Consider the following 21,646-nt stretch of genomic DNA (forward strand, 5'->3'; position numbering starts at 1 on the left):
ATAATCAGTCAGTTGAGCTGTCTGACTACAACTCAACTCGAATTCTCTTTATATTGGAATGATATCTTGTTCTTTTGCAATTGTAGGGCCATGCCTATTAGTTTCTGATTATTCATTCATAATGGCTTGTGTTTGTTATTATTAATGTGAGTTACGTGTGTCGTGGCACTCTCCATGAGACATGGTTTTATTGACATAGTGTTTGATGTCTGACATGAGCTATCCGAGGTTTCATGTGATCCGGGAATCTTGTTGCAATTTAAGGGTTGACTCAGTATCTTACCGAGCGAGAAAATCGATAAATTTGCCGTATTCCGGCTGGACTTATAGAAAAAATAGAGGGTGAGGGTACACGCGTATGTGGGACTATACCGAAACTGTTAAAGATCATTTTTTAAACCCCAGAAATGTTGGTCAGATTGATGACGCCAATGCAGTGGGAGAGGTGGGTTCACTGGCCTGCGGGGATGCCTTGAAACTGATGCTTAAGGTTGATGATAAGGAAATCATCACTGATGCCAAATTTCAGACCTTTGGCTGTGCCAGTGCCATTGCCTCTTCCTCAGCATTGACCGAAATGGTTAAAGGGATGAAGATTTCTGAAGCCGCAAAAATCACCAATGCCGATATCGCCGATTTTTTAGGTGGATTACCCAAGGAGAAGATGCATTGTTCTGTTATGGGTCGTGAGGCGCTGGAAGCGGCTATTGCCAATTATCGTGGAGTTTCGTTGCCAACAGTTGAAGGTGAAGTGGTCTGCGAGTGCTTTGGCGTGACCGATGTCGAGGTTCGTCGAGCCATTGCTGAAAGTCATCTGCGGACGGTGGAGGAAATTACCAATTTTACCAAGGCTGGTGGTGGCTGCGGAAAATGTCATGACCGTTTGCAAGAGATTTTGAATGAGGGCGTGTCCAGCGTCAAAGCCAAAATCATCCCTCTGAAAGCGCCACGACGGATGACCAATATCCAGAAGATCAAGGCAGTCGAAGATGTCTTCGAACGGGAAGTTCGACCAACCTTGCGTAAGGATGGCGGCGATATTGAACTGATTGATGTGGATGGAGATATTGTCATTGTATCCTTACGAGGAGCGTGTGGCAGTTGCGCCAAGTCTCGGACCACTCTTAAGGAGTATGTGGAAAAGAAGTTACGTGAGCAGGTCCTTGATACCCTGACTGTGGAGGAAGATAAGGCATGAATTCGATAGTATATATGGACAATAACGCCACTACCCGAGTAGCCCCGGAAGTGGTGGAGGTCATGGTGCCTTATTTCTCCGAACTCTACGGGAATCCATCCAGTATGCATACTTTTGGTGGTCAGGTAGGGAGCGCCTTGGTGCAGGCACGGGAGAGGGTGGCAAGTCTCTTGGGGGCAGACCCGGATGAACTGGTCTTCACCAGTTGCGGTACAGAGAGTGATTCTACAGCGATACTCTCTGCGATTCGCGCCAATCCCGAAAAGCGTCATGTGGTCACCACCAGGGTAGAGCATCCTGCTGTTAAAAATCTTGCGGAAAACCTTCATGCCTTTACTGGTCATAAGTATCGTGTTACCCAGTTAGGTGTTGACAGTCAGGGGTTGCTTGACCTTGCTGAATATGAAAAATCCTTGACTGATGACACCGCCGTGGTCAGCGTCATGTGGGCCAACAACGAGACTGGTGTGATCTTCCCGGTCAAGGAGATGGCTGAAATCGCTAAATCGCGGGGGGTGCTTTTTCATACCGATGCGGTCCAGGCCGTCGGCAAGATTCCGATTAATTTAAAAGATACCGCTATCAATTTCTTGTCCCTTTCTGGTCATAAACTGCATGCTCCCAAGGGAATCGGCGTGTTGTATGTTCGTAAAGGAACGCCTTTTTCCCCCTTTTTGATTGGCGGTCATCAGGAAAAGGGCCGTCGCGGCGGGACGGAGAACAGCGCTGCGATTATCGGTCTTGGCAAGGCATGCGAGCTTGCAGCCAACCGGATGACCGTTGAAAACACTCGGGTTAAACACTTACGCGATAAGCTTGAAAATGGCTTGCTCTCTTCTATCCCTAACGCCTTGCTTAATGGTCATCAGAGTAAGCGTTTGCCTAATACCAGCAACATCAGCTTTGAATATATCGAAGGGGAAGCGATTCTGTTGCATCTGAATACCTTAGGTATATGTGCTTCCTCAGGATCGGCCTGTACCTCAGGTTCACTAGAGCCGTCTCATGTCATGAGGGCCATGGGAGTGCCATTTACTGCGGCTCATGGTTCGATTCGTTTTAGCCTTAGTATTTATAACACCGAAGAGGAAGTAGATTTTGTCTTGAAGCACCTTCCTCCTATTATTGAAAAACTTCGGAATATGTCTCCTTTTTGGCATAACCGGCACAACTCCTAGTAACAAGCATTTACGTGTTGGCATGAGAGTTATGCTGACTATACCATCTGAGATAGAGCAGATATCGAAGGTATGTTATGAGAATAATTCCCCAATCGTTTGAGATTTTGACTGCCCTGGACCAGGGTTCGATGGCTTCGCGCCTCGAAGCCTGTGGGCGGATTTGTTATAAGAGCGAGGCCAAGATGACCCCGGAATCTGCGGAGCCATTTATTCGCAATATAGTAAAGAGCGGTCATAATTCTGTTACCGAAATGGCTGTTTGTACGATAAAAGTAACAATTGATGCTCGTTCGATGATGGAGCGTTTTTTTGAGTCGTTACCTAAATTTCTAACAGTCACCATTCTGGGGAAAAACGTACTGTTGATTACTGGTAGCGTCCGTGCCTTTAGAGAGTTGTACATCTCGTATCCCACCATGAAACTGGTCAAGGGGATGACGAAATTTCTGGCTGACCGTTGGCCGATCTTCTTTTTTGATCTGGCACCCAAGAATGGTTGGTCTCATCAGGCTGGTGTCCTGGTTGAGAAACTCTCCCTGGCTGAGGTCGATCAACTATCTGCAGATTTGCTGGCCAATCATCGGTATGTGGCGGTAAAACTGATTACCAATCGGGCAGTGACTCATGAGATTGTCCGTCATCGTCCTTGTTCCTTCTTGCAGGAGAGTCAACGCTATTGCCGTTATGATAAGGAGCAGTTTGGCGGAGAAGTAACCTTTATCAAACCTATGTTTTTTAAAGAGGGAAGTCCTGAATATACCCTATGGGCACAGGCCATGGCGGAAACTGAATCTCTGTACTTGAGGCTTCTTGAAACTTCATCGCCCCAGGCTGCCCGAACAGTGCTGCCCAACTCTTGCAAGACCGAAATCATTGTCTTTGCCAATCTGACCGAATGGCGGCATATTTTCAGATTGCGCACCTCAACGGCGGCAGAACCCTCTATGCGTGAGATTATGATCCCCTTACTTACCGAATTTAAAAAAATGTATCCCTCGGTGTTTGGCGGGGTAGGGGAGTAGCGGTAGGAGGTTTGGATAATTTTCTCCTGTAGGGAATACTACCTATTGCGTTCCATCTGACAATCCAGTATTTTTTCTACCATTTTCAATAAGTCCTCCATTTTGGCGCGCTTTGATTCGCCCTTGAGAGACGAAACTAACACGACTTCAAAAGGTCTTAATTTATATAGTTTGATCATCTTAAATCAACAAAAATGGAGGAAAAACATGGTTCTTGACCCGACCAAACATGCTGACTGGGAGATTGCAGAAGAGGCAGAAAGCCGGATGAAAACTGTTTACGAGCTTGGTGAAAAGCTTGGCCTGAAAAAGGAAGAGCTTCTTCCTCATGGCCACTATGTCGCCAAACTTGATTATCGGGCCATCTTGAATCGGTTAAAGGATCGTCCGGACGGCAAATACGTCGATGTTACCGCGATTACCCCGACACCCCTAGGTGAAGGAAAGTCTACCTGTGCCATGGGCCTGGTTCAGGGTTTGGGACGCCGCAATAAGAGCGTTGTTGGCGCCATCCGCCAACCTTCCGGCGGACCAACCATGAACATCAAGGGCAGCGCAGCCGGCGGCGGATTGGCCCAATGTATACCGCTTACTCCATTTTCACTTGGTCTCACTGGCGATATCAATGCCATCATGAATGCTCACAATCTGGCCATGGTAGCTTTGACCTCCAGAATGCAGCATGAGAACAATTACACTGACGCTCAACTTACTCAACGCGGTCTGCGTCGTCTTGATATCCATCCCAAAAAAGTTGAGATGGGCTGGGTTATGGATTACTGTGCCCAGTCCCTGCGTAATATCACCATCGGTCAGGGTGGCAAGATGGATGGCATGCTTATGCAGTCCAAATTTGCCATTGCGGTAAGTTCTGAGGTTATGGCTATTCTGTCAGTTGCCCGTGATTTAAAAGATATGCGCGAGCGAATGGGCCGCATTGTCGTCGGTTATGACCGTCAAGATCGCCCGGTCACCACTGAAGACCTGGATGTCGCTGGCGCCATGACTGCCTGGATGGTCGAGGCCTTGAATCCTAATTTGCTCCAGACCATTGAAGGTCAGCCGGTTGTTGTTCATGCTGGTCCTTTTGCAAACATCGCTATCGGTCAGTCCTCGGTTATTGCTGACCGTGTTGCTTTGAAGTTGGCTGATTACAATGTTACTGAGTCCGGCTTTGGCGCTGATATCGGTTTTGAGAAGTTCTGGAACCTGAAGTGTCGGTTCAGTGGCCTGAAACCTAACTGTGCGGTAGTTGTCGCCACGATTCGTGCTTTGAAGTGCCATGGCGGCGCTCCGATTCCAGTACCTGGCAAACCTATGCCTATTGAGTATCAGAGCGAAAACGTCGGTTGGGTAGAGAAGGGTTGTGTCAACCTGCTCCATCATATTGAAACGGTTAAGAAAGCTGGTATCAATCCGGTAGTCTGTATTAACGCCTTCTACACCGATACTGATAACGAAACTAAAGCTGTTCGTCGTCTGTGCGAAGCCGCTGGAGCACGCGTGGCAGTTTCTAAGCACTGGCAGTATGGCGGTGATGGTGCGTTGGAATTTGCTGATGCAGTCGTTGATGCGTGTGAAGAGCCGAACGACTTCAAGTTCCTCTATGAATTGGATACCCCGCTCAGTACCCGTATCGAGCTGATTGCCAAAGAGGTTTATGGAGCTGATGGAGTAAGCTATACCCCTGATGCCCAGGCTAAGTTGAAGCGGATGGAGAGCGACCCGGATCTCAAGGAGATGGGAACTTGTATGGTTAAGACTCATCTCAGCCTGTCGCACGATCCAAAACTGAAAGGTGCGCCGAAGGGTTGGACCCTGCCGATTCAGGATATTTTGACTTACAAGGGCGCCGGTTTTGTGGTGCCTGTTGCCGGGGCCATTAGTTTGATGCCTGGCACTGCCTCTGATCCGGCTTACCGCCGTATTGATGTTGATGTTGAAACCGGTCGGGTAAAAGGCGTTTTCTAAACTTTTATAGCTGTAGTTATTATAATGGGGCACTGGGATATCTTCCAGTGCCCCATTGCTTTGTGTGCATCAATGAATTAATCTGTCGTCGGTGTGAATACGTTCGCTGTTACCACCATTAGTGTGTATCTGTCTGTTGCGTTCTGCGTCTCAACTCCGTTCGGTTTTTAGGACTGAACCCTACAGTATCTCTCTGAGTATCTTTATTCAGTCTATTCCTTTTAACGTCTAGGTCCATGCTGCAAATCACAAATCTCAGCCTGCAATACGGTAACAAACACCTATTTAAAGAAATTTTCGTTCGTCTCAACCGTGCAGATCGCGTGGGTTTGGTCGGGGTTAATGGTACTGGCAAATCTACCCTTCTTAAGATGATGGTGGGTGATGTCGAAACCGATTTCGGTGTCATTACCCGCTCGAAACAGGCGACTATCGGCTATTTGCCTCAGGAGATCGATCAATTCCCTCCTGGACGCACACTTTATCAGGAGGCCAGGACAGCCTTTGATCACCTGTTGACCCTGCAGGATGAGTTGCACCGGATCAATCAGGCCTTAGGTCACGAAGAACCGACCTCCTCTCTTTTTGCCGATCTCCTGGAACAACAGGGGGAGTTACAACAACAGCTCGATGCCTCGGATATCTTTCATATTGATGCCAGGATAGAAAAGATTTTAACTGGTTTAGGTTTTTCCAAGGCTGATCAGGAAAAGGACTGCAATGACTTCAGCGGTGGTTGGCAGATGCGATTGATGCTGGCCAAGCTGCTTTTGACAAGCCCTAGTTTTCTCTTCCTCGACGAACCGACTAATCATCTGGATATTGAATCCTTGACCTGGCTTGAATCCTTTCTCCAGAACTACCAAGGGGCAATGGTCATCATCTCTCATGATCGGGCCTTTCTTGATAACCTAACCAATCTCACCTGGGAACTGAGTCTCGGTAAGCTCACGATCTACAAGGGGAACTACTCAAGTTATGTTGAGGAGAAGGTTATCCGGCAGCAGGTTCATCTGGCCTCATACAATAATCAGCAGGCCAAGATCCAGCAAACCATGCGCTTTGTTACCCGCTTTCGCGCCAAGTCAACAAAGGCCAAACAGGTGCAGAGCCGACTCAAACAGTTGAGCCATATGGACCGAATTGAGGTTGAAGACTCTGAACAGGCGATCAACTTTCGTTTTCCTCCCTCGCCGCCAAGCGGTCGTCTCGCTATTCTAGCCAAGGATGTCGGAAAATCTTTTGACAGTAAACAGATCTTGTCAAATGTTAATATCGAGATCAATCGTGGCGACAAGGTGGCAATTATCGGGGTTAATGGCGCAGGCAAGTCCACTCTGGTTAAACTTATGGCCGGCCTTCATCAACCGGATGAGGGTGAGATCCGGCTTGGCTACAATGTCAAACTTTCCTATTTCGGGCAGCATCAAGCCAAGGACCTTCCCTTGGATTGGACAGTTCTTCAGACCATGGATGTGGTTGATTCAGGACACACCACCACCAGCGTTCGATCACTCCTCGGGGCCTTTCTCTTTCGGGGCGACGAGGTCGATAAAAAGGTGATGGTCCTCTCCGGTGGCGAGAAGAGTCGTCTGGCCTTGGCCAAGATGATTGCCAGTCCCGCCAACCTCCTGATTATGGACGAACCAACCAACCATCTTGATATGATGTCCCAGGAAATCCTCCAAGAGGCTATGAATCAGTATGACGGTTCAATATTAGTGGTCTCCCATAATCGTTTTTTTCTGGACGCCTTTGTTAACAAAGTGCTGGAGGTCAAGGATGGCCGGGTAACCATGTATGATGGCAACCTGTCGTATTATCTTGATAAGGTGAAACAGGAGTCGCAGAATGTCGCACCAGTCATTAAAACAGGAGTCCCGCAAACCAACACTTCATCAACAGCTGATACTGTTGATAGTTCTCAGCGGCTGTCAAGCAAGGAGTCCCGGCAGGCTAAAGCCAAACACCGGGAAGAAAAGAATCGGAAACTTGGACCGCTAAAGAAATCGATTGCCGAAATGGAAAAGGAGATTGCGGATCTTGAGGCGCAAAAGTCCGCTCTTGAGTCTGCTTTGATGGACCCGGATTTATACAAGGATCAAAGCGCCTTTGCCGACAAGAGTATCTTGCATAAAAGAGTGACTGAAAGACTGGAGCGTCTCTATCCGAACTGGGAGACCATGCAGGACGAACTGGAACAGTTGGAGAGTGATTTATAAACCAACTGCCGACAGATCAAGAAGAAGAGACGTGGGGGGACAGATATCCCGCCCACGTCTTTAGTTGGAGTGAAATTCAATTCGCAATGTTAAAACATTCGCGACCACTCGGCCCAGGACCCGTCATGTACTTTGACGTTGTCGTAACCAAGGTAGCGTAAAGCAAGATATAACTCTGAGGCCAGGGATTTGGTGTTGCAGGAGGTGACAATGGTCTTCTCCATCCCAGGGGCAATGCCATACTGGGCAAAAAGCCAATTCAGCTCATCAGCATTTTTCAGCTTTCCCTGTGAATCAAGCAAGGATTTTAAGGGCAGGCTCATCGCTCCAGGGATACTTCCTGGTTTCTTGGTCACATCGGTCCGACTGGAGTGTCCCATATATTCGGATACGTTTCGTGCATCAAGAAGAACCATTCCCCCCTTGTCCTTATTGTCTTTTACGTGCTGGCTGTTAACCAAGACTTCTCTTGGGTGGGCCGTATAGCCGCTGTCTGCTACCTCAGGGGTCTTCCCTTGTTCCAAGGTATAGCCAGCGGCAGTCCAGGCGGTGATATTGCCATCCAGAAAGGATACTTGCTTGTGGCCAATACGTTCCAAGGCCACAAAGGTAACGCCGGTCTTGTTTTTGCCATCATCATAGATCACTACCCTGGTATCGGGAGTAAGGCCTATTTTTTGACTGAAAACCTTGGCGAGTTCTTCGGGTGTTTTCATCATGTACGGGTGCGGTGTTTTCAAATCGGTTGTCAAATAACACTCACACAGGTTCCGAGCCCCAGGAATATGACCCTCCTCGAATTGCTTTTGGGTACGGACATCCAGGATCAACACATTCTTATCTTTCACCTTGGCATTTAACCACTGAGCATTGACACGGATTGATTCGTTCCTCTTGGGGCCAGTGATGATTAAGGGCTTAAGGGCATCGATGGCCTTGGGGATCAGGGTTTCAGGCACCATGACCTTCTGATTGGCTATCCGATCTGTTTCTGGCACGTCCTGTTCGGTTAAAAACAGGTTTTTTTGCCCATGACAGTGATTGCAATGGGCATTCTGCCACGTCTGTCGTTGAGTGTTGTGAACAGCGCTGCGTTTGAAAGTCTCCCCTTGTTGATAGTTTTTCAGGTTCTCTTTGAGGTAATGACTGAAACTGTCGGCTTGAATTGGAATTTGCCGCACGAGGACAAATCGTGGCTGGTCTTTATTCTGACTGCTGTTCAATCCGATTTTGAACCCATTATACTTGTTGCCGCTTTGTGAATATGCCAATTTGTCTTGATCCACCCCCATATGACAGGAGGTGCAGTTTTCATAGGCTTGGGAGTGGCAGACAGCGCAATCGACCGTTCCTTTATGCAACTCATTTTTGCAGGTGACACTCTGTGCGAGATTACTATGGCAGTCTGTGCAACGAGTGCGTTCCGGCAGGGCGTAACGGTTAGTGATCTTGACGGCGGCAGCGTGAACCTCCTTGCTGCCATGGCAATCGACACAGACTTTGCCTTTCAGATAATGAATATCTCCGCGCGACTGTTTGCCGGTAAAATCATCGACTACAGGTTGGGCGTGGCAGGCGGCGCACTGGTAGGTGAAGTCCGGGCGTTTTTTAAAGATATGCCCTGCCATCAGACCACCACCGTTAACTCGAGGGCGGCTGACATGACAGGACCCACAACTGGCGGCGTGGCAGACAGAACATTGCTGACCGATGGCTTCTTTGTTGAGCGTTTGCCATTGCTCTTCGGAACAGCGGGCCCTTAATGCTGCCAGTGAGGCATTTGGTGAGGCGTGTAATGATTGACTCGCTGTTTGAGTGATCTCTTGATGACAACTACCGCAAACCTCTGTGGACATTGTGAGCGTCGGATCGGTAATCATCCCTTGGTGCGCGGCTTCTGGCGTATCGGCAAGGGGATCACCTTTGTGGCATTTGAAGCAGGCAATTTTACCGTGAGCCGTTTTTAAAAAATCTTCCTTGACCAGGACATTCTCGAACAGATCAAATGGCGCTCTTTTGACCTTGTATCCATCACCTTGTTGAAGTTCTGAGGTTTCGACGGTTTGCCGCTCCGTAATCAGCTCTTCTGTTAACTCGTCGATTCGGGAGCTGTCGAGATGACATTTGGCGCAGCCGTCCAATTCTTCGGCATGGGCAGATAATTTGGGGAAGAAGGCCGAGGCTAAGCCGACCAGGAGAGCACAACATATCAGCCGTGCTTTTTGTTTTTCCATAGCGAGTCTCTCTTTTTGAATAGGTGGTTTAGAGCTTCTTCCGTCAACATTGTCATCATTGATGAAGGGAAGGTGACTATTCAGCTTGTTTTTGATCTGTATCGTGTAGAATCGGCTGCGAGAAAGAGGGTGTGGCAGTTAACTGTACGATGAGCGTAACTGCTCAGGTTGTCAGTTTACGGTTGACGGTGATTGGGTCCTGCCAATGGCTGAGAACACACTGATATTGAGTATCATGCGATGATTTATGACTAACCATGATTCTTTTAACCGTAAACAGATAACTGATTACCGTTAACCTGTGTAGTTACCGATGAGCTTAATAAAGAGGTGAAAGTGAATCAAGGTAAGCGCCTCTGCCATGATGACAGAGGCGCTTGAGGTTACTCTACCAGCGATAGTTAAGATTGGCGTAGGCATTCCACATCGTATCAGGAACGGGCATCAAGGTGTCCAGTGCATTCAGGTCATCGATTTTCTTGGGGTTACCCATGGGGTTGCCGCTTAAATTGTAGTCGTATAGGTAATATTGACTGCCGATAGCGACCGTGAATTTCTTGCCAATAATGGGCTGGTGGTAGTACGTTTCAAATACATGACCACGGGTGGCAAGCTTGCTGGTGTTAAGGGTGTCTTCACCACCGTTAAAACCGAACCAGTATCTGGAACCGTAGTTCCATTCAAAGCCGAGAGCGCCTTCAGTCCTGGTGATTGGCACCTTGACTCCTGCCCAGACGGAGTAACCGGTCTTGTTGCTGTAATCGCCGTCGCCGCTCAACAGGCCGTCAGTACCCATAAACTGCATCATCGGATTGATTGATATACCACTGGGGCGGGCATAGTTTCCAGCAAGATCGATGAAGAAATCAACGTCATTGACCTTAGTCTGGAAGAGGAAGGTGGCGAGGTCCATGGAGCCGATATTGGTCATGGCTTCCATCCGGCTGATATAACCACCACCGTTGCCACTGAGAGAATACGTTTCATATAATCTGTCGCCATTGGCATCATGTCCGGTAATAGTAAACGGCATCGCCACCAAACCGGTAAAGCCATCAGAGATGTCAAAGGCATGGGCGTACATATGAACTAATTGAGTATCACCTTTTTGATACAACCGCATGATGTAGCCAAGGAAGCTGGTGTCATCGACATCATTATCATAACTCATGGCATAGGAGTTGCCGGACCCGACTCCGGATTCAAAGCCTGATCCGTAACAAAGCTTGAAGTTGAAACCATCTAAGCCGACCTGCTTACTCAAGTCAAAGCCTAGAGACGCCCCGTCAAACTGCCAGTTGATGGCGTGGGCCATGGGCGAGCCACCGACTACGGCATTCTGGCTGACCTCCCATGGCGCTCCATCCAGAGCTGGTCTTCGCCCTAATGAAAAATGCCAGGGGGCGCTTGCTGTTTCATCCCGGTAAGTGACGAAACCACGTTCCAGGCGAATTGCCGAGTCGGATCCTTTCTGGTTGATATTGCCGTCCATGGTGACGGAGGACATGTCACCGTTGTACCATTTGACTCCGGTGCTATCGCCCCAGACCTTGTTTGCGCTTAAACGACCGCCAAAGGAGAGATTCGGAGTGGGATTTCCTTGCATATCAAAACGAATTCGACTGGTCCAGATGGCATCGTTATCAATATCCTGCTTTTGTGGGTCAATCTGTGCAAACATTCCTTGGTATCGCTGCAAGTCGGCGGCGGTGAACTGTGAGCCAAAGAGAGGTGAGCCGTTTCCTGAACTGCTCGGTGCAAGAGCTGCTTGGGCATTAGGTGCTGCCTGGGCCAGCACGGCAAGAAACTGATCAAAATTCATACCAAATGCCCCCATCATGGTTTGGGCATCTTGGGCTGAAACAAATGTTCCCGCGGGGAAATTCGGACCACCCATACCTGTTAAGTCCATACCTGTGGGTAAATACAGTCCGCTTAGGAAACCGCCTGAGAACATCCCGCCCATTTGACTAAACAATGAATTATAATATGGGGAGCTTTGTCCTGCGAATGATTGGTTGAAGGTGTAATCAGCAAAGCCGTCGCTGTTCAAATCGACACCATTGCCTACCGGGGTAAAGGTGGTTGGGATATTGGTGCCTAGAAATCCGTTGATTCCTGCAATTACTCCCGCATCGGCGATACTTGGTGCGACAAGGTTTTGATTGAATGGCACGGCCAGTTTGTCAAAGGCCCATAAATTCAACATAGTTTGGTTCCATTCCTGCAACACTCGAGCATCCTTATAATTCATGGTGGTTACTTCCGAGCGCAGATCAACGCCGATGGTCACCTTATCCATGATGGTATGCCGTTCGTTGGCGCCAACGCGGGAGTCCAGATCATCAAGATCATCTGCAACCTTGGAGATTTTTTCTTCAACCTTGGCCGTGTCTGTGGTCTCCAACTTCTTTTCGGTGTCGGTCAGGCGGGCGTTGAGTTTTTCGACAATCTCCCGTAACTGCCTAACCTCGTCCACAAGTTCCTGGCGAGAAGGTTCAGGTGCTGCCAATGCAGACGATACGCCTTGTCCTGTTGTTGAGATCACGGTTGCAAGTGCTGCCGCCAGACCGAGTGCCAAATACCGTTTCTTCATTGTGCGTTTCTCCCTGTTGTTGAATACCTGTTTGCTATTTGTCGGTACCTACACGTTCAGGTCATGCTGCCTGCATCGTATAAGGGGTGATTACTTTCGCTTCTATCGAGGGGGTTAATCGCAGGTTTGTGGTTTGTCTGAGTCCAACGCATGTTCTACGGCATATCGGTGAACATCTTCGAGAAACTCGGTGGTATAGCCCCAAGAGTCCCATTCAGGCATTTTTTTCTTAAGTTTTTCAAAGTCGTTATCAAAGTAGCGGCCCCATTGTTTTTTGGTTTTGCTGGAAGGGCTCATGCTGGTAGCTTTGCTGCCATCGTGGCATTTCCGGCAGACAGCAAACGATTCCTTTCCCTTGACGGCATCTCCGCCATCAGGATTAAAGGATAAAGCCAGGCTGGTTGGAAGCAGTAGCAATACTGTCATGACCGCAGTTCTGTACATCTTCATGATTTTTCTCCAATTGTATAGTGTTTGTGTTGCCAGGGCTTCTGTGTCTCGCCCTATAATTTCAATAATAGGTGGTCAAGCTCTTCCGCTTCTGCAGACAGGGTTTCTGCCTGGTGTTGAAGAGCCACAGCGTGATCCTTGGTGTCTCTTGCTGCCATAGAAACGTCTTGAATGTGAGACGACATCTCTTCAGCAAGAGAGGATACTCCACTGATGCGGTTGCTGATCTCAGAAACCACTGCCGACTCCTCTTCGACGGAAGCGGCAATGGATGACGAATTTTCGCTGATTTTGTGAATGATCGAGCTGATATTCTTCATAACTTCAGAAGTATGTTTGGATTCTTCCTGAATAGTAGTGATCTTGTTATTGATCTCCTCTGCCGCGTTATTTGCCGATTGCGCCAGGGTTTTAACCTCATTGGCGACAATTGCAAAACCGGCCCCGGCTTCACCCGCCCGTGCAGCCTCCACATTGGCGTTCAATGCCAACAGTTTCGTTTGAAAGGCGATGCTGGATATCAACTTGCTGACTCCGCTGATGCTGTCGGCGTGATTTTTAAGGGTATCTACTACAGCAGCAGCACGTATCGATTCGTCGGTGGCCTCCTTGGCGATGCCGGCAGAGTTGACCGAGTTACTGGAAATTTCGAAAATTGCTGCATTGATCTCCTCGCTTGAGGCGGCGAGGGATGAGATATTCTCGGTTGTTTCGACAATATTATGGTTGGTACTCTCAACGAGCTGTTCGGTTCTATCCACATTGGTCAGCAGTTGCTGGGACATGGCTAAGAACAGTTGGGCACTCTCATGAAGGCGGTGCACCATCTGATTTAAGGTTTTGTTGAAGCCATGCATCATGGATCCGATGTAAATGGTGATTAAGACAGAAAGCCCCAGGCCAAGACCGGCAAAGACAAACACCCGTTTCTTGCTGGCTGTTGATACGGATTTCATTTCGGACAAAGAGGACTGGAGGAGGGTGCTGTTGAGATATTTTTGAAGAGCGTTAGCTGCAACCTCTGCCCTATCGTAAATCTCGTTTAATTTGACTATTTGATCATTGAAGAGGTCCTGTTGAAGCCGGTATTTTTCTTCAACAAGTTTACCCAGGCCACCGAAAAAAAGTCCCAGGGTCTTTAAGTCCTTTTCTGCACTAATGAAGATTTGATTGGCTCCGTCAAGATCACCGGCGGCAATTTTTTCATCGATCTGGTGGGCATATTTGTGCAGTTTGTCGTGCAGGGGGTGAATTTCTTCAAAGACCTCTGTGATATCCTCATCCTCAAACTTAGTTTGCGAGTACCACTGATAGAATCCGCACCCCTCAGTGTCCAGACCACCTGATAATCGTTTGTTCTTGTCGATGGAATCCTTGATCGCCCGGATGAAACGGACATGGCCAAGTTCCCGTTCGTTAATGATGTCAGGAAGTGGCCGATTTCTTTCCTGATAATCAGCAGTATAGGAAAGCATTTTTTTGCGGATGGGGATAAATGAATCGATAGAGTCATAGAACTCGGTGCTGATAGCGATGAAGTCCTTGGCTAATTTAAGTTCCTGTGCCCCGGAGGCTACTTGTTCAAGTTGTTTGCCAATATCAAGGAACCGTTGCCGGAGGGTAGTCGCGTTAGCTCCTAATTCGTCAATGCCTGAGGTGGAAAGCTCAATGTCTTTAGGGATCTGACCGGCCTTGGCCAAATTAATTTTACATTCGTCCGCCAATTTGACTGCCGTATTGATTTCCAGCATCTTATTAACAGATTGAGTATTGCTTTCCAGTGTTGTGTGGGACAACCGTCCGAGAACGATAAACAGACAGCAAATTATGAGAAAAGAGAAAAACAGTTTGTTCCGCAGGTTGAAACGGACATGTTTCAGGATACGGAAAAAGGATGGGGAAGAAAGCATGAAGTCACCCGATTGGTGGATTGTGGTGATAATGATATAGTGTTCTTATGTTGATTCTCTCAATGGGAGGCACTGTGTGAATAGTTGAAAAGTGCCTGTAAATCGGAATTTACTTATATTTTATAGTAGTGAACATTGTTTATATTATCAGCCTACAGATAAAATCTTTCTTTAGTCAATTTTTATTTAAAAAAAACACACTAATTGCGAATTATTTTGTTTGATTTTAGGTAGATCCACCCATGTGAAGTGTTGAAAAGTGATGATCTTTTTAGCGGCGTTGACGCCACCACCAGAGTCCGACAATGATTGCCGCACCCAAAAAATCGGCGACAACGTCTTCAACGCAGGCCATTCTCAACGGTACAAAGGATTGGTGGAATTCATCGCTGATCCCGTAGAGGGTGGCGAAGAGAATGATTTCCAGGGCAGTTTTGGTCTTGGCGTGGTCGGGGACCGGGTGGAAGGCGAAGAGGCAGGTGGCGGCAAGTATGCCATATTCAAGCATATGCCAGGCCTTGTCAAAATTTAAAAACGTTGGCAAGGCCAGCTGGTCGCCTGGTTGGGAAGAGACGAAGAAGATAGCGGTCATCATTCCAAACGCCGGGAGAAAACGGGCTGGTTTGATGACCGCCTTATGTCGCATCAGTCAATAATAGCTTATTTGGTTGGATCGACGTGGATCTGGTCGAGAAGTTCGCTGGAAAAACGGCTCTGTAGTTTTTTGATAGTGGCGCTGATTGAGGCGCTGGGGTAATTGGAGTAGGTTTCTACAGTCTTGTCAGCGTAAGCGGTGGTGGTGAACACCCTGCTTTTGACCAGGAATTGATGAGACCAGTTTACCTCGATAGTTTCGGGAGACTCATTGATCTCCACTTCAATGGTTTCTCCTGCCCTTGCCACTATTACTGCATCCATATCGGTAAGTTCAAGCAGCCAAGCATCCCCCTCTTTGGTTGAGAAGAAGATAAAGACGCCGATAACCTTGAACGTTTCTTCATGATTGGCGGCAGCCTGTTGGAGCTTTGCCACTTCATCTTTTATGGATATCTTCTGAGGCTGCAGTGGCGCGCCCTTGTTGGCCAGGTGTTTCTGGAGGCAGCATTTTTTATATTTAAGCCCGCTACCACAGGGGCATTGTTCGTTTCTGCCAATTTTCACCATGAGTTTTCTCCACATGTGATGTGTTCGCACAATCTCTGGAACTGAAAGAACCTTGACTGTGGCCGTTCTTTTCAGGACGGTAATCGATGATTGTAGCCATCATTCAACAAAGAGGTCATACCATAATAAGGACAACCAGGTGGTGTGACCGATTTTGCCCTGTCTCAGAGCACTGGCAAATATAGTCGAGACGGGATAAATTGCAAGGTCTGTCATCCTGGATCAGAAAAAATTCGTATATACTTACAATTGATCTCTATTTGCTTGTGAAGCCAGCTGACCGCAGGCGGCCGAGATCTCTCCACCTCGGCTGTTGCGGATCAAAGTTGTAAAGCCGGCCTCTTTCAGGATACTTTGAAAAGTTTTGATAACTGTTGAATCCGGACATTGAAAAGACATGAACTCTGATTCGTTGAATGGCATCAGATTGATGCGGCAGGGAATACCGTGGAGGATTTCGGCAAGGAGGCAAGCATCTTCCTCTGAATCGTTTATCTCCCGGAAGAGGATGTATTCTATTAAGATGACTTTACCAGGGGCGAGGGGATATTCTCGGCAGGCTTTGAGCAGTGAGGCGATAGGGTAGGTTCGGTTTACCGGCATCAGCTGGTTACGGGTTTTGTCGTCGGCAGCATGCAGGGAGATCGCGAGGTTGACTTTAACCGCCTCTCCTAACTCTCTGATCCGGGGGACCAATCCGCAGGTGGAGACTGTAATCCTCCGCTCGGTGAATTCGAGACCCAGCGGATCCATCAGGATCGCAAGTGTTGTCAGGAGATGTTCAAAATTAGCTAGCGGCTCACCCATACCCATGAAGACGAGATTGTTGATCAACTCCCGTGGCGTGGATCGTACCACTCCATTGCTAACCATGAACTCCATGACCGCCATAACTTGGCCGACGATCTCGGATGGTCGTAGATTGCGAATTAGCCCCATTCTGCCAGTGAGGCAGAAGGCACAACCCATGGCGCACCCGGCTTGGGACGAAACGCAGAGGGTATGCCGTCGGGGGCCTGGGATCAGGACACTCTCGATCTCAACGCCGTCATGAAGCCGAAAGCTGAATTTTACGGTACCATCTTTAGCTGTTTCAGTCTTCGATGGAGTAATGACGTTGATGCTGGCATTTTTCTCAATAACTTGACGGAGTTCCTTTTTAACGATTCCCATGCTGGAGATATCTGTATTGCCGGGATGGAAAAGCCAGCGAAAGATGTGAGGCGCCCGGTTCCCTGGCAGGCCGAGTGTTTCAAGAAAATCAGCTAGTTGAGCTGATGTGAGGTTTCGCAAATCAAGACTCATGATCTCTGCCCGTCGGTGTGTGGCCACCAATTAGATGGTTTAATGGCAGGGGGAAGAATGGAAAAGGATCTCTCGAACTGACATCTCTTTCGGGTAGATTTTCTTTGCCTAATTGAACAAAGGGTTGTAGAAATGACACGTATTTTCGGCTCTCAGTAATGAATCCAAGTAAACGATCTCAACTAATCTGAACTTTCCAACCACTCTGTAATATCCAGGTGATATCATGTCTAAAACTGTTCTGCAACTGTATCGTCTTGTCAACGAGCAGATGGAGTATTGCTTTAATATTGAATGTTCCTCCTCTCTGACAGGCGAAGAATTGCGTCAGACCCGGCTGCTTTTAGCCGATGGCTTTATCGAATCGACGATCACTGCTCAGTCACATCTCTCAGGAATCAGGGTGATTGAAGTCGGTCCGAGACTGAACTTTGCCACCGCCTGGTCATCAAACATGGTCTCCATTTGCCAGGCAACCGGTCTGCAATCCATCACCCGTGTTGAGCGATCACGCCGGTATGTAGTGGCTGACGGAGAAGACATTGAAACCTTTGTCCAGGCCAACCACGACCGGATGACAGAGTGTCTTTACCCAGAACCACTCGCTAGTTTTGAGACCGGCGTGGTGCCGGAACCGGTGTATGAGGTTCCTCTTAAGGAACAAGGTCCCGATGCCCTGCTCGCTATCCCGGGGATCTCCATGGACGAGTGGGATCGTAATTTTTATTACGAGTACTTTGTCACCAAACATCAGCGCAATCCGTCCATTGTCGAGATTATGGACCTGAACAATGCCAATAGCGAGCACTCGCGTCATGGATTCTTCCGTGGAGATCAGGTTATCGACGGTGTAGCACAGTCTGAGAACTTGATGGATATTGTCAAGTCAACCTTGCTTGCCAATCCGGACAACAGCGTTATTGCCTTTAAGGATAACTCGAGCGCCATTGTCGGCCGGATATGTCAAGTTATGGCCCCGGTCACTCCTGGCGAACCTTCGCCGCTCACTGTCCGTCAAGTGACCAACCATATTCTCTTTACCGCAGAGACCCATAATTTCCCCACCGGCGTTGCCCCGTTTCCCGGCGCTGAGACCGGCACCGGCGGCAGAATCCGTGACGTTCAGGGAACCGGTCGTGGTGGTTACATCGGCGCCGGCACAGCGGCCTATTGTGTGGCCAATCTCCATATCCCTGGTTACGACATGACTTGGGAAGAACGCTACCCCTGTCCGGGTAATTTGGCTTCCGCACTCGATATCGAAATCGAGGCCAGTAACGGTGCCTCTGATTATGGCAACAAATTCGGAGAACCGCTGATTCAAGGATTTACCCGCTCATTCGATCTCAGGCTTGACAACGGCGAACGATGGGGGTTTTTAAAACCGATCATGTTCACTGGCGGTATCGGTCAGATAGATCAGCGCCACATTGAAAAGAAAGAAGCCAAGATCGGGATGCACATTATTCAGGTCGGTGGTCCTGCGTATCGGGTTGGTTTTGGTGGCGGCGCAGCCTCCAGCATGCTCCAGGGCGATAACGTGGCAGATCTCGATTTCAATGCTGTACAACGTGGCGATGCCGAGATGGAGCAGAAGATGAACCGAGTCATCAGGGCCTGTAACGAGATGGGTGACTCGACCTTGATCGATGTCATTCACGATCAAGGCGCCGGTGGTCCGGGCAATGTCTTAAAGGAGTTGGTTGAAAAATCAGGCGGCAGGATCGGAATCCGCAAGATCAAGGCTGGCGACCCCACCATGTCGGTGCTCGAACTCTATGTGGCCGAGTACCAGGAACGCAACGGGTTCCTGATCAGTCCGGAGAATCTCACCGCATTTCTGGCTATTTGCGAGCGGGAAAAGGTCAACTGCGAGGTCTTAGGTGAAGTGACCGGAGATTTGCGCTTTGTGGTCTATGACGAAGCCGATGGCACAACGCCGGTCGATCTGGAGTTGCATGAGGTCTTGGGCAATATCCCCACCAAGACCTTTACTGACACGCGAAGTGTTGCTTCGTTAGCTCAGGTCGTTCTGCCTGAGGGGTTAACGGTCCGGGCAGCGCTTAGCAATGTCCTGCGTCTGCTGGCAGTAGGCTCCAAACGTTTTTTAACCAACAAGGTGGACCGCTCGGTGACTGGACTCATAGCCCAGCAGCAATGTTGTGGTCCCTTGCAGGCGACAGTCAGTGATGTGGCAGTTATAGCACAAAGTTATCAGGGACTTACAGGAGGCGCTTGCGCTATCGGGGAGCAACCAATCAAGATGATTGCCGATCCGGCTGCCGGGGCTCGGATGGCGGTGGGGGAAGCGGTGACCAATCTACTCTGGGCCAAGATTGACGGGCTGAATCAGGTCAAGTGTTCCGGGAATTGGATGTGGGCGCCTAAACTCTCTGGTGAGGGAGCGGCGTTGTATGACGCAGCGTGTGCCATGCGTGATTGCATGATCTCACTTGGAGTGGCAGTGGATGGTGGCAAGGACAGCCTGTCCATGGCTACCAGGGTTGGTGAGGAAACGGTGAAATCACCGCGCGAACTGGTTATCTCTGTCTATGCGGCTATGGATGATATTACCAAGGTAGCAACGCCTGACCTGAAGCGTCCTGGTCGTTCAGTGTTGTTTTTTATTGATCTTGGCGGCGGAAAAAATCGTTTGGGTGGCTCGGCCCTGGCCCAGACCATAAAACAGGTTGGCGCCTCTCCGGCAGACCTTGACGATCCGGCTCTCTTGAGCAGGGCCTTTGTCGTCATCCAGAACCTGCTGGAAAAAGGATTGATCCTGGCCGGACATGATCGGAGCGATGGCGGTCTGATCACCACTGTGCTGGAAATGGCCTTTGCCGGTAACTGTGGCCTGGATATCACTCTACAAGGACCAGACTCGTCTCTGGCCGCGTGTTTTTCTGAAGAGTTAGGTCTTGTTTTTGAAGTCGATGCTGAAGATCAAGGTCAGGTTGCCTCGGAGCTTGCTGAGTCCGGTGTGCAGGCTGAAGTTGTCGGCATAACCACTGCTGGCACTGGAATTCGGGTCAGGTATAATGACCAAGTGGTTCTGGACGAAGATATGCGGGTACTGAGGGCGATGTGGGAGGAGACGAGCTTCCAGCTCGAGCGCTTGCAGATGAATCCGGCCTGTGCCGAGGAGGAGAGGGCGACTATTTATGATCGTCAGGGGCCGAGTTACACTGTGCCGTTTACCCCGAGCCCTACTGCCCCGGATATCCTCGCTCGATCTGCCAAGCCGAAGGTCGCCATCCTCCGCGACGAGGGCAGCAACTCGGACCGGGAGATGAGCGCTGCTTTTTATGCCGCAGGTTTTGAGCCCTGGGATATTACCATGACCGATCTTCTGGCAGGAAAAACCACCTTGGATTCGTTCCGAGGCCTGGCTGCGGTAGGCGGGTTTTCTTATGCCGATGTTCCGGAAAGCGCTAAGGGCTGGGCCGCGACCATCAGATTCAATCAGAAGCTTGCCGATATGTTCCAGGCATTTTATAACCGGCAGGACACCTTCTCTCTAGGGATCTGCAACGGCTGTCAGCTCTTCGGCCTTCTTGGATGGGTGCCGTGGCAGGGTATTGATCCTGCGGTGCAGCCTCGGTTTATCCGTAACATCTCTGGCCGGTTTGAATCACGCTGGTCCACTGTTAAAGTTCTGCCGAGTCCGGCGATTATGCTCAAAGGCATGGAAGGCCTTACCTTCGGGATTCATGTTGCTCACGGGGAGGGCTTTCTTGACTTCCCGGATCAGGGTATTTTTCGACAGGTACTGGATCAGGGACTTACCGCCCTCGCTTACGTCGATGACCTAGGCGAGCCGACGACTGCCTATCCATTCAACCCCAATGGCTCTCTTTATGGATTAACCGGCCTTTGCACCCCTGATGGCCGTCATTTGGCAATGATGCCTCACCCGGAACGGACCTTCCTCACTTGGCAGGCCCATTGGCTACCGGAGGAGATGAAGCAAAACCTTGCTGCGTCTCCGTGGTTGACCATGTTCCAGAATGCCTATGCCTGGTGCACCGGTTAAAATTAGCGTAGCTCCATACCCGGAGAGGTGGTGACGATTAGAAGCTTACAGCAGAAACGTTTCCCTCTTTCTTCTTGATCTCATAAAAAAGGACATCCTTAGCTGGAAAGGCAGAGGGATGTCCTTTTTTGTGATGCCTCCGTCTTATCGTTTAAACAATCCCTGCAGTGATCCCTTGATCTTTTCCTGGGCTTTTCCCTGGACCTTTTCCTGAATCATTTTTTTCTGTTCTTCGATCTTCGGTGCCACCATGCTCTTTAGAGCAATGCTGCTCACTGCCGCCCACTGAATATTATAGCTAATTTTGTTGAATGGACCATGGACACGAACAGGGATGGTTATGTCTTTGGTCTGTCCGAT

The 21,646-nt window shown here is 49.1% G+C and carries 13 protein-coding genes; 6 read left to right on the top strand and 7 right to left on the bottom strand.

Annotation, left to right across the window (positions count from 1 at the left end):
* Window positions 1–358: 358 nt before the first annotated feature.
* The 5 genes from nifU (at window position 359) to FP815_01565 (ending at window position 7,594) form a co-directional block, all read left to right on the top strand.
* Complete coding sequence (gene nifU / locus FP815_01545) at window positions 359–1,198, top strand: Fe-S cluster assembly protein NifU (protein ID MBA3013621.1); 840 nt, start codon at window positions 359–361, stop codon at window positions 1,196–1,198.
* Entirely contained in the window at window positions 1,195–2,376 is a 1,182-nt protein-coding gene (gene nifS, locus FP815_01550) for a cysteine desulfurase NifS (protein MBA3013622.1), read from the top strand. Before nifU ends, nifS begins: the two co-directional genes overlap by 4 nt.
* A gap of 77 nt (window positions 2,377–2,453) precedes the next feature.
* A complete protein-coding gene (locus FP815_01555; protein ID MBA3013623.1) occupies window positions 2,454–3,401 on the top strand; it encodes an FAD-dependent thymidylate synthase in 948 nt (315 codons plus the stop codon).
* Window positions 3,402–3,608: 207 nt separating this feature from the next.
* Window positions 3,609–5,372 (top strand): formate--tetrahydrofolate ligase, encoded by a 1,764-nt coding sequence (locus tag FP815_01560; protein MBA3013624.1) that lies wholly within the window; start codon window positions 3,609–3,611, stop codon window positions 5,370–5,372.
* A 236-nt stretch (window positions 5,373–5,608) separates the two neighbouring features.
* Window positions 5,609–7,594, top strand: coding sequence for an ABC-F family ATP-binding cassette domain-containing protein (locus FP815_01565; protein ID MBA3013625.1), 1,986 nt, complete (start codon window positions 5,609–5,611; stop codon window positions 7,592–7,594).
* Between the two features lie 89 nt (window positions 7,595–7,683).
* Here FP815_01565 and FP815_01570 read toward each other — a convergent pair whose 3' ends face one another.
* From FP815_01570 to rlmN, 7 genes are all read right to left on the bottom strand, one after another.
* Window positions 7,684–9,828, bottom strand: coding sequence for a hypothetical protein (locus tag FP815_01570; protein ID MBA3013626.1), 2,145 nt, complete (start codon window positions 9,826–9,828; stop codon window positions 7,684–7,686).
* 388 nt (window positions 9,829–10,216) lie between these two features.
* Entirely contained in the window at window positions 10,217–12,424 is a 2,208-nt protein-coding gene (locus tag FP815_01575) for a DUF3373 domain-containing protein (protein MBA3013627.1), read from the bottom strand.
* 114 nt (window positions 12,425–12,538) lie between these two features.
* A complete protein-coding gene (locus FP815_01580; protein ID MBA3013628.1) occupies window positions 12,539–12,874 on the bottom strand; it encodes a hypothetical protein in 336 nt (111 codons plus the stop codon).
* Window positions 12,875–12,927: 53 nt separating this feature from the next.
* Window positions 12,928–14,784, bottom strand: coding sequence for a hypothetical protein (locus FP815_01585; protein ID MBA3013629.1), 1,857 nt, complete (start codon window positions 14,782–14,784; stop codon window positions 12,928–12,930).
* 271 nt (window positions 14,785–15,055) lie between these two features.
* On the bottom strand, window positions 15,056–15,430 hold the full coding sequence (locus FP815_01590; protein MBA3013630.1) for a hypothetical protein: 375 nt from the start codon (window positions 15,428–15,430) through the stop codon (window positions 15,056–15,058).
* 14 nt (window positions 15,431–15,444) lie between these two features.
* Window positions 15,445–15,948 (bottom strand): SEC-C domain-containing protein, encoded by a 504-nt coding sequence (locus FP815_01595; protein MBA3013631.1) that lies wholly within the window; start codon window positions 15,946–15,948, stop codon window positions 15,445–15,447.
* 243 nt (window positions 15,949–16,191) lie between these two features.
* Window positions 16,192–17,253: a 23S rRNA (adenine(2503)-C(2))-methyltransferase RlmN gene (gene rlmN / locus FP815_01600; GenBank protein ID MBA3013632.1), complete on the bottom strand. Its 1,062-nt coding sequence runs from the start codon at window positions 17,251–17,253 to the stop codon at window positions 16,192–16,194.
* Window positions 17,254–17,479: 226 nt separating this feature from the next.
* Here rlmN and purL point away from each other — a divergent pair, with 226 nt between their 5' ends.
* Window positions 17,480–21,286 (top strand): phosphoribosylformylglycinamidine synthase, encoded by a 3,807-nt coding sequence (gene purL / locus FP815_01605; GenBank protein ID MBA3013633.1) that lies wholly within the window; start codon window positions 17,480–17,482, stop codon window positions 21,284–21,286.
* The last annotated feature ends 360 nt before the right edge of the window (window positions 21,287–21,646 follow it).

The organism is Desulfobulbaceae bacterium (genome assembly GCA_013792005.1).
In the GTDB taxonomy this organism is placed as follows: domain Bacteria; phylum Desulfobacterota; class Desulfobulbia; order Desulfobulbales; family VMSU01; genus VMSU01.

Excerpts from the sequence above, each read along its gene's own strand:
- purL (MBA3013633.1), top strand. The coding sequence starts at position 17,480 with ATGTCTAAAACTGTTCTGCAACTGTATCGTCTTGTCAACGAGCAGATG.
- FP815_01590 (MBA3013630.1), bottom strand. The coding sequence starts at position 15,430 with ATGCGACATAAGGCGGTCATCAAACCAGCCCGTTTTCTCCCGGCGTTT.
- FP815_01575 (MBA3013627.1), bottom strand. The coding sequence starts at position 12,424 with ATGAAGAAACGGTATTTGGCACTCGGTCTGGCGGCAGCACTTGCAACC.
- nifS (MBA3013622.1), top strand. The coding sequence starts at position 1,195 with ATGAATTCGATAGTATATATGGACAATAACGCCACTACCCGAGTAGCC.
- FP815_01565 (MBA3013625.1), top strand. The coding sequence starts at position 5,609 with ATGCTGCAAATCACAAATCTCAGCCTGCAATACGGTAACAAACACCTA.
- rlmN (MBA3013632.1), bottom strand. The coding sequence starts at position 17,253 with ATGAGTCTTGATTTGCGAAACCTCACATCAGCTCAACTAGCTGATTTT.
- FP815_01580 (MBA3013628.1), bottom strand. The coding sequence starts at position 12,874 with ATGAAGATGTACAGAACTGCGGTCATGACAGTATTGCTACTGCTTCCA.
- FP815_01585 (MBA3013629.1), bottom strand. The coding sequence starts at position 14,784 with ATGCTTTCTTCCCCATCCTTTTTCCGTATCCTGAAACATGTCCGTTTC.
- FP815_01560 (MBA3013624.1), top strand. The coding sequence starts at position 3,609 with ATGGTTCTTGACCCGACCAAACATGCTGACTGGGAGATTGCAGAAGAG.
- FP815_01595 (MBA3013631.1), bottom strand. The coding sequence starts at position 15,948 with ATGGTGAAAATTGGCAGAAACGAACAATGCCCCTGTGGTAGCGGGCTT.
- FP815_01570 (MBA3013626.1), bottom strand. The coding sequence starts at position 9,828 with ATGGAAAAACAAAAAGCACGGCTGATATGTTGTGCTCTCCTGGTCGGC.
- FP815_01555 (MBA3013623.1), top strand. The coding sequence starts at position 2,454 with ATGAGAATAATTCCCCAATCGTTTGAGATTTTGACTGCCCTGGACCAG.
- nifU (MBA3013621.1), top strand. The coding sequence starts at position 359 with ATGTGGGACTATACCGAAACTGTTAAAGATCATTTTTTAAACCCCAGA.